The 8,680-nt window shown below is 71.5% G+C and carries 7 protein-coding genes; 5 read left to right on the top strand and 2 right to left on the bottom strand.

The features are described from left to right. The first annotated feature begins 12 nt into the window (after positions 1-12). Positions 13-1,092 (top strand): MBL fold metallo-hydrolase, encoded by a 1,080-nt coding sequence (locus ACFQ4H_RS34110; RefSeq protein WP_377579292.1) that lies wholly within the window; start codon positions 13-15, stop codon positions 1,090-1,092. Between the two features lies 1 nt (position 1,093). Here the strand turns inward: ACFQ4H_RS34110 and ACFQ4H_RS34105 are convergent, their stop codons facing one another. Next, positions 1,094-2,158, bottom strand: a complete 1,065-nt coding sequence (locus tag ACFQ4H_RS34105; RefSeq protein WP_377579290.1) for a glycerophosphodiester phosphodiesterase family protein — start codon at positions 2,156-2,158, stop codon at positions 1,094-1,096. Positions 2,159-2,277: 119 nt separating this feature from the next. Here ACFQ4H_RS34105 and ACFQ4H_RS34100 point away from each other — a divergent pair, with 119 nt between their 5' ends. Together ACFQ4H_RS34100 and ACFQ4H_RS34095 are read left to right on the top strand one after the other, a co-directional pair. After that, positions 2,278-2,907 carry a helix-turn-helix domain-containing protein gene (locus ACFQ4H_RS34100; RefSeq protein ID WP_377579288.1) on the top strand — a complete coding sequence of 210 codons (630 nt, stop codon included), beginning with the start codon at positions 2,278-2,280 and terminating at the stop codon, positions 2,905-2,907. Then, positions 2,900-4,345, top strand: a complete 1,446-nt coding sequence (locus ACFQ4H_RS34095; RefSeq protein ID WP_377579286.1) for a pyridoxal phosphate-dependent decarboxylase family protein — start codon at positions 2,900-2,902, stop codon at positions 4,343-4,345. The genes ACFQ4H_RS34100 and ACFQ4H_RS34095 overlap by 8 nt, the downstream gene beginning before the upstream one ends. A gap of 14 nt (positions 4,346-4,359) precedes the next feature. Here the strand turns inward: ACFQ4H_RS34095 and ACFQ4H_RS34090 are convergent, their stop codons facing one another. After that, complete coding sequence (locus ACFQ4H_RS34090; protein ID WP_377579284.1) at positions 4,360-5,118, bottom strand: LuxR C-terminal-related transcriptional regulator; 759 nt, start codon at positions 5,116-5,118, stop codon at positions 4,360-4,362. 49 nt (positions 5,119-5,167) lie between these two features. On the opposite strand from ACFQ4H_RS34090, the gene ACFQ4H_RS34085 reads away from it, so the two are divergent. Then, the gene (locus ACFQ4H_RS34085; RefSeq protein ID WP_377579282.1) at positions 5,168-6,424 is read left to right on the top strand and encodes a sensor histidine kinase; all 1,257 of its coding nucleotides are present in this window, start codon (positions 5,168-5,170) and stop codon (positions 6,422-6,424) included. Continuing rightward, positions 6,421-8,680, top strand: a 2,260-nt coding sequence (locus ACFQ4H_RS34080; protein ID WP_377579280.1) for a Tex family protein, incomplete at its 3' end; no start/stop codon positions are given. The genes ACFQ4H_RS34085 and ACFQ4H_RS34080, both read left to right, overlap by 4 nt.

The raw sequence follows: 8,680 nt of genomic DNA, 5'->3' as shown, positions 1-8,680 counted from the left end.
GCCTCGCTGACCCTGGCCGGGTTCGCCGGCGCGGTCTGGGCGGGCCGGGACGTGCCGGCCGCCCTGGGCGGACGCCCCACCGGTGCCCGTGCCGCCCGGATCCACCGGTCGCCACAGTTCCGTGCCGGCACCTTCCAGAACCCGATCACCACCCGCACGGTCCTGGCCCACACCGGTCGCAACATGCTGTGGGAGTTGCTCTTCGGCGGCCAGCGCCGCCGCCCGGAGCATCCCATCCCGGTGGTCACTCCCGCCCCCGTGGACCCCGTTGCGGCGTCCGACGGCGAACTCAACATCCTCTGGTACGGCCACGCCTCCGCCCTCGTCGAGATCGAGGGACGCCGGGTGCTCATCGACCCGATCTGGAGCGACCGCTGCTCGCCGTCGCGACTGATGGGCCCGCGTCGGCTGCACCCGCCACCGGTGGCGCTGGACCAGCTGCCCGAGGTGGACGCGATCCTGATCTCGCACGACCACTACGACCACCTCGACATGGCAACCGTGAAGACGCTGCGGCGCACCCAGTCCGCCCCGTTCCTGGTGCCCCTCGGGGTGGGTGCCCACCTGGACCGATGGGGCGTCCCGGGGCAACGGATCATCGAGTTGGACTGGGAGGAGAGCATCGACCTGGCCGGGTTGAGGTTCGTCGCCACCGCCGCCCGACACTTCTCCGGCCGGGGACTCAGCCGCGACCGTACGCTGTGGGGTTCCTGGGTGGTCGCCGGGCCGACCCGCCGGATCTTCTACACCGGCGACTCCGGCTACTTCGAGGGGTACGCCGCCATCGGGGCGACGCACGGGCCGTTCGATGCGACCCTCATGCAGGTCGGCGCGTACGACGCGGCCTGGCCCAACATCCACATGTTCCCCGAGGACGCTGTCTCGGCCCATCTCGACCTACGTGGCGACCTGCTCATCCCGGTGCACTGGGCAACGTTCAACCTCGCCATCCACTCGTGGGCCGAGCCGATCGACCGGCTGTGGCGGGAGGCGGAGGCCAACGGCGTACGGCTGGCCGTGCCCCGACCGGGTCAGCGGGTCGTCGTCGACGCCCCGCCCCCGGTCGACGGCTGGTGGCGGACGGTCGCCTGACTCAACGTCGGTCGGCCAACCCCGCCACCCGGTCGATCCGGTTGGTCCAGACGACACCGGAATAGCCGTCCGGCAACCGGGACCAGGCCTCGGCGTCGTCGAACCCCTCCGAGAAGTCGCCGGAGCCGGCCACGAGCACGACCCTGGTGTCCACCTCCCGCATGCGGTCGAGGAACCGGTGCGGCCAGCCCCACAGATAGGTGGCGTACGTCTCCGGGATGTGCAGCTGCCGGTGGACACAGCTGTCCGGTACGTACCCCGTCCAGCCCACGCCGAGGTAGCGGACGAGGCAGTCCTTGATGATCGCCTTGGACATCACCCTGATCCCGGGCAACCGCGCCGACACGGCCGCGATCAGCTCGTCGCCGCCGTAGACGGTCAGCGTGGGCAGCCGCTCGGGCGGCAGGGTCGCCAGGTACGCGGCCAACCGTTCGCCCTCGGTCGGATCGGCGTTCTTGGGGTGGATCAGCAGTTCTCGTCCGGGGAAGGCGGCGACGACCTCCTCGATGGTGGGCATCAACCCGACGCCTCTGCCCCGGAACGGGAAGCTGCTGCCGCCGTCGGCGGTGTATTTGTGGCCCACGTCGAGGCGGCGCAGCTCGGCCATGGTGTGGTCGCGTACCCGCCCGGTCCCGTCGGTGCGGCACTCCAGCGTGGCGTCGTGGAAGACCGCGAGCTGGCCGTCCCTGGTGACCTGTACGTCGAACTCGACGATGTCCGCGCCCGCGTCGAAGGCGGCCCGCATCGAGTCCAGCGTGTTCTCCAGGTACGGATGCTCCGGCTGGTGGATCCGCTCCGCGGTGCAGGTGTCGTTGGTCATGCCCTCGAAGCCGAAGGTCTGGGCCAGCCCCCGGTGCGCCAGCAGCAACGGCCGCTGCCCGTCCGTCCCGGCCAGCCAGGAACTGTTGTTGACGTAGACGAAGCCGGCCAGTCCCAGCACACCGGCCAGCAGAATGATCAGAGAACGCCGTCGCCGGGACATGGGCCGGCGGGAAGGCCGCCTGCGTCGGGCGGGTACGGGCGCAACCACGGAAGAACTCTCCTCGCTGCCGTCGAGTTGAGCCACCAGCATCATGGGATGCGCCGGTCGACGGAACCGGCAAAGGACATAGCCGATCTACGCCTTTCGGGCCGGTCCCGCCCAGCCATTCCGCTATAGAGGATAGCGATCGCTATAGTGTGGCGATGAGTGACAGCAGAGCCCTCTCCAGCGGTCTGTCCATGGCCGCGTTGGGGGCCCGGATCCGCGCCGAACGGCAGGCCCGAGGGATGGCCCTGGAACGGCTCGCCGAGCTGAGCGGCGTGAGCCGGAGCATGGTGTCCGAGGTGGAGCGGGGCACCAAGACACCGACCGTGCTGGTCCTCGACCGACTGGCGACCGCCCTGGGCACCTCGATCGCCCGACTGCTGGACGAACCGGTACGCCCCGACGTCGTGGTCCTGCCCAGCGATCGGCAGCGGGTGGTCCGGGACCCCTCCGGGTGGGAACGGCGCATCCTGTCGCCCGTCCTGCCGGGCGTCGAGTTCGAGTTCATGCGCACCACCCTGCAACCGGGCGTGGACGCGGGAGAGTTCGATCCGCATCCCCCGGGATCGCACGAGTACGTGGCGGTGGAGACGGGTCGTCTGCGTCTCACCGTCGATGACGTTTCCCACGTTCTGCCGGCCGGATACGCCGCCTACTTCCCCGGCAACCGCCGACATGCCTTCGCCAACGACTCCACCGACCCGTGCGTGTACTACCTGGCAATGGCGTTGGGCCAGCCAGCCGGCTCGCACCGCCACGCCCTACCCGGAGGAGGACCTGTTGACTGACCTACGACTGACCGACCTGCGACGGGCGGGCCGGTCCGCCGCCGACCTGGCAGCCGACCACCTGGCCACCGTGACCGACCGGCCGGTGTGGCGACCGGTGGCCGACGCCGACCGCTCCTGGCTCACCCGGCAGCCACTGCCCGCCGCCGGGCGCCCCCTGGCCGACCTGCTGGATGACGTACGGGACCGGATGCTGCCCTATCCGATGGGCAACGGACATCCCCGGTTCTTCGGTTGGGTCAACTCGCCGCCCTCGCCCGCCGGTGTCCTGGTCGCTCCGCTGGCCGCAGCCATGAACCCGAGCTGCGCCGGAGGAGAACACGCTGGCGTCCTGCTGGAGCGCACCGCCGTACGCTGGCTGGCCGAACTGGTGGGCTTCCCGCACCCGCCAGGTGCCGGGCTGCTCACCAGCGGCACCTCCATGGCCACCATCATCGCGCTGGCCACCGCCAGGCAGCGGGCGAGCCGCCAACAGGGCCGGGACGTACGCGAGACGGGCCTGTACGGGCAGCCCCCACTGGCGGTCTACCTGTCGACCGAGGGGCACAGCTGTCTACGTAAGGCGGCGGAACTCCTCGGCCTGGGCAGCCGCTACCTCCGCACCGTCCCGGTCGACGGCGCGTACCGCATGGACCCCGGCGCACTGCGCCGCCTGATCGCAGCGGACCGGGCGGCGGGCGTGCGGCCGATGTTCGTCGCAGCCAGCGCCGGAACGGTGAACACCGGCGCTGTCGACCCCCTGGCGGAAATCGCCGGAATCGCCCGGGAACACGGACTGTGGTTCCACGTCGACGGTGCCTACGGCGCCCTCGGCGCCCTCGCCGAAGGAACCGGCCGCGGCTACGCCGGCCTGGAGCAGGCGGACTCCCTCGCGCTGGACCCGCACAAGTGGCTCGGCGTCCCGGTCGACGCCGGCTGCGTCCTCTTCCGCGACCCGGTCGGTCCGCGCGACACCTTCAGCCTCGTACCGCCCTACCTTCGTCAGGACGACGACGGCGACCCACTGGGCTGGTTCTCCGAATACGGCCCCGAACAGACCCGTCCGTTCCGCGCACTTCGTGTCTGGGCCACGATCGCACATCTCGGCCGCGACGGGATCTCGCAGCTGGTGCGGCGGACCAGCCAGCTCGCCCGCACCCTCGCCACCATGATCGAAGCCTCCGACGATTTCGAGCTGCTGGCTCCAGCCACCACATCCGTGATCGCCTTCCGCCACCGGCCCACGGCCCTCGACGTCGACAGGACAGAGGCACTGAACCAGGCCATCCCGGCCGCCGTACAACGGCGCGGGCATGCCTTTCTCACCGGTACCCGGCTCTCCGGCAGGGCCGCCCTACGCGCCTGTGTCCTTCACCCGGACACCACCGAGGCCGATCTCGGCGTCCTGTTGGACGAGATCCGGACCGCTGCACAGGAGATCGACGCCCCGACCGTCTGATCCACGGTCGACGTTCACCGGGGTCCCGCCGACGCGACCCCGGCCGACGGAAACGTACCTCGGGCGTCGGACAGGTCACGGGCCAGCAGGGCCGCCTGCGTCCGGCTGGCCACCCCGAGCTTGGCCAGCACACTGCTGACGTGGGTCTTCACCGTACGTTCGGCGAGGTGCAGGGAGCGGGCGATGTCCTGGTTCGCCAACCCCTCGGCCAGCAGGTCGAGGATCTCGCGTTCCCGGGGGGTCAGTGCCGCGATCCGGGCGGCGGGCGAGTCGAGCAGGTTCCCGGCTGCCGGCGGACGTACGTCCGAACGCCCGTCCGGGCCCGGGCCGCTACCGTCGACGGTGTCCCGGCGGCCCGGCCACAGCACCTCGGCCACCGACGCACTCAGCGCGGTGACTCCCCCGTACGCTCCGCGTACCGCCGCAGCCAACTCGTCGCCGGTGGCGTCCTTCAGCACGAAACCGTCCGCCCCGGCGGCCAACGCCCGTTGGATGTCCACCGCCCGACCGATCGTGGTCAGCATCAACACCCGGACACCCGCCCCGGGGAACCGGCGACGCACCCGGCCGAGCGTCTGCACCCCGTCCTCCCCGGGGAGACAGAGATCCAGCAGGATGACGTCCGCAGCGTCCGGGTGCCGGGCCACGAAGTCCAACAGTGCCGGACCGTCCGGCAACGCGGCGACCACCTCGATGTCCGACTGGGCGGCGAGAATGAGGGACAGGCCCTCCCGGACGAGCGCCTGGTCGTCGACGATGGCGAGTCGGATCACGGCCCCGATGCTATGCCGACCGCCGGCAGGTGGATGAGGAGCGAGTCGATTGTCGACAGGACGTCGGTTGCCGATGGTGCCCAGCATCACCGGTTGGGTACGCGCCCACTGGCAGCTCGTCGTGGACCTCGCCACGCAGGGCCTGCTGGCCGGACTGTTCCTGGTCAGCGGGGTCGCGTCCACGACGGGCGACCCCGTCTCGGTGGCGCTGAGCGCGGCTGCGATCCTCCCCCTGCTGCTGCGCCGCCGGGCGCCCGGCACGGTCCTGGCCGTGGTCGCACTGGCCACCTCGGCACACATGCTGATGGGCATGTCCCGCACCGTCGGCTACATGCCCGCCCTGTTGGCCGTCTACACGGCGGCGACGAGTCGGACGCCACTGGTCCGGTGGGGGATGTCCCTCGCGGCGGCCACGGCGGTGGCGGTGGCGAGCCTGCCCGGACGGGGACCGGTCGAGGGCTACCTGCTGGCCGTGGTCGCGTTCGCGCTGGCCTGGCTGGCCGGGGCCGAGCGGGCACACCAGCTCCGCAGACGCATGGCGCTGGTCGCCGAGCGCTCCCGGCTACGCCTCGAACAGCGGATCACCGAGGAGAACCTCGCCTCGGCCGAGCAGCGGGAACGACTGGCCCGCCGATTGCACGACACCCTGGCCCACACCATCACGGTGATGCTGGTGCAGACCGAGGCCCTGCGGTACACCGGCCCGTTGGAGCCCGCCCAGCGGGACCGCGTCGACCGGGTGCTCGACGCCGGACGCGCCGCGCTGACCGAGATCCGCCGGACCATCACCGAACTGGACTCCCGGGCCGTCGCGACCGCCACGGACGACCTGCACGACCGGCTGGACGGGCTGCGGACCGCCGGTCTCGACCTCCCCGCGACGTTGCCGACAGAGTTGGGCGAACTGGCCGGTCCGGTGTTGACGGTGGCGCACCGACTACTCGGCGAGGTGGCCACCAACGCGTTGCGTCACGACGGTCCGGGCACCCGGCTGGAGATCCAGGTACGCCGGGACGCGAACCGGCTCCGGGTGACCACGCTGAGCATCGGTGGGCCACCGGCGGTCCGCCCCACCCCCCGTCCCCCCGTACCCGGCGGCTACGGGCTACGCAGCCTGCGCCGGGACATCGAGGCGTACGGCGGAATGCTCAGCTACGGCCGACTGGCACCGGACCGTTGGCGGGTGGTCGCCACGTTCCCGCTCGTGGCCGGGCAGGTCGCCCCCAGCCAGCCGATGCGACAAACGGTACGGGACACGGGCAGAATGCAGACCGGAACCAACCTAGAAGGCGGATCAGGATCGTGACGACCTCTGTTCAGACGGCCTCCGTGCATCAGCGGATCGCCGGCGAGCTCGGTGTGGCCGAGCGGCAGGTACGGGCCGCCGTCGAACTGCTCGACGGTGGGGCCACCGTGCCCTTCATCGCCCGTTACCGCAAGGAAGCCACCGGCATGCTCGACGACGCGCAACTGCGCGCGTTGGAGGAGCGGCTGCGCTACCTGCGGGAACTGGACGAGCGGCGCGCCGCCGTCCTGGAGTCGATCCGCAGCCAGGGCAAGCTGGACGAGGCGCTGGAAGCGCAGATCATGGCGGCGGACTCCAAGGCCCGCCTGGAGGACATCTACCTGCCGTACAAGCCCAAGCGGCGGACCAGGGCCCAGATCGCCCGGGAGGCCGGGCTGGAGCCGCTGGCCGATCAACTGCTGGCCGACCCGACGCTCGATCCCCGGGCCACGGCTACCGGGTTCGTGGCCGAGGACCGGGGCGTGGCCGACGCCACCGCCGCGCTGGACGGGGCGCGGGCGATCCTGGTCGAGCGGTTCGCCGAGGACGCCGACCTGATCGGTTCGTTGCGCGAGCAGATGTGGTCGCGGGGCCGGCTGGTGGCCCGGGTACGCGACGGTCAGGAGCAGGCCGGCGCCAAGTTCGCCGACTACTTCGACTTCTCCGAGCCGTACACCAGGCTGCCCTCGCACCGGGTGCTGGCGATGTTCCGGGGTGAGAAGGAGGGCATGCTCGACCTGACCCTCGACCCCGAGGAGGCACCCGCCGAGGCGGGTGCCCCGGTCGGGCCGACCCGCTACGAGACCGAGATCGCCAACCGGTTCGGGGTGGCCGACCGGGGGCGGCCGGCCGACCGGTGGCTGAGCGACACGGTGCGCTGGGCCTGGCGTACCCGGATCCTGATCCACCTCGCCGCCGACCTGCGGATGCGGTTGTGGCAGGCGGCCGAGGAGGAGGCCGTACGCGTCTTCGCCGCCAACCTGCGGGACCTGCTGCTGGCCGCGCCGGCCGGCACCCGGCCGACCATGGGCCTGGACCCGGGGCTGCGAACCGGGGTCAAGGTGGCCGTGGTCGACGCGACCGGCAAGGTCGTCGCGACCGAGACGATCTATCCGCACGAGCCGCGTCGGCAGTGGGACCAGTCGATCGACGTCCTCGCCCGGCTGGCCCGCGCACACAACGTCGAACTGGTCGCGATCGGCAACGGCACCGCCTCGCGGGAGACCGACAAGCTGGCGGCGGACCTGGTCCGGCTGCACCCGGACCTGAAGCTGACCAAGGTCATGGTGTCGGAGGCGGGTGCCTCCGTCTACTCGGCGTCGGCATACGCGTCGCAGGAGCTGCCCGGGCTGGACGTGTCGCTGCGCGGCGCGGTCTCCATCGCCCGCCGGCTCCAGGACCCGCTGGCCGAGCTGGTCAAGATCGAGCCGCGGTCGATCGGGGTCGGGCAGTACCAGCACGACCTGGCCGAGGGCAAGCTGTCCCGGTCGCTCGACGCGGTCGTCGAGGACTGCGTCAACGCGGTCGGTGTCGACGTCAACACCGCCTCGGCACCGCTGCTGGCCCGGGTCTCCGGCATCAGTGCCGGGCTGGCGGAGAACATCGTCCTGCACCGCGACGCCAACGGACCGTTCCGCTCGCGGAAGGCGTTCAAGGACGTCCCCCGGCTGGGTCCGAAGGCGTTCGAGCAGTGCGCCGGCTTCCTGCGTATCCCCGGCGGGGACGACCCGCTGGACGCCTCCAGCGTGCACCCCGAGGCCTACCCGGTGGTCCGGCGCATCCTGTCCTCGACCGGGGTCGACCTGCCCTCGCTGATCGGCAGAAGCACGCTGCTGCGGGCCCTGAAGCCCGTGGAGTTCGTCGACGACAAGTTCGGTCTACCGACCGTCACCGACATCATCCGGGAGTTGGAGAAGCCGGGCCGGGACCCCCGTCCGGCGTTCCGGACGGCGACCTTCGCCGACGGGGTCGAGAAGATCGGTGACCTCACGCCGGGAATGCTGCTGGAGGGGGTCGTCACCAACGTCGCCGCGTTCGGCGCGTTCGTCGACGTCGGGGTGCACCAGGACGGTCTGGTCCACGTCTCGGCGATGTCGAAGACCTTCGTCAAGGACCCCCGCGAGGTGGTCAAGCCCGGTGACGTCGTACGGGTGAAGGTGCTCGACGTGGACGTGCCACGAAAGCGGATCTCGTTGACCCTGCGGCTCGACGACGAGGCCGACGCCCGCCCGCGTGGCGACGGCGGCGGACGCGGCGAGGGACGCGGGGACCGGGGCG

Source organism: Micromonospora sonneratiae (assembly GCF_042679305.1).
In the GTDB taxonomy this organism is placed as follows: domain Bacteria; phylum Actinomycetota; class Actinomycetes; order Mycobacteriales; family Micromonosporaceae; genus Micromonospora_H; species Micromonospora_H sonneratiae.
The sequence above is the reverse complement of the archived record's forward strand: the minus strand, read 5'-3'. Positions and strand labels throughout refer to the sequence as shown.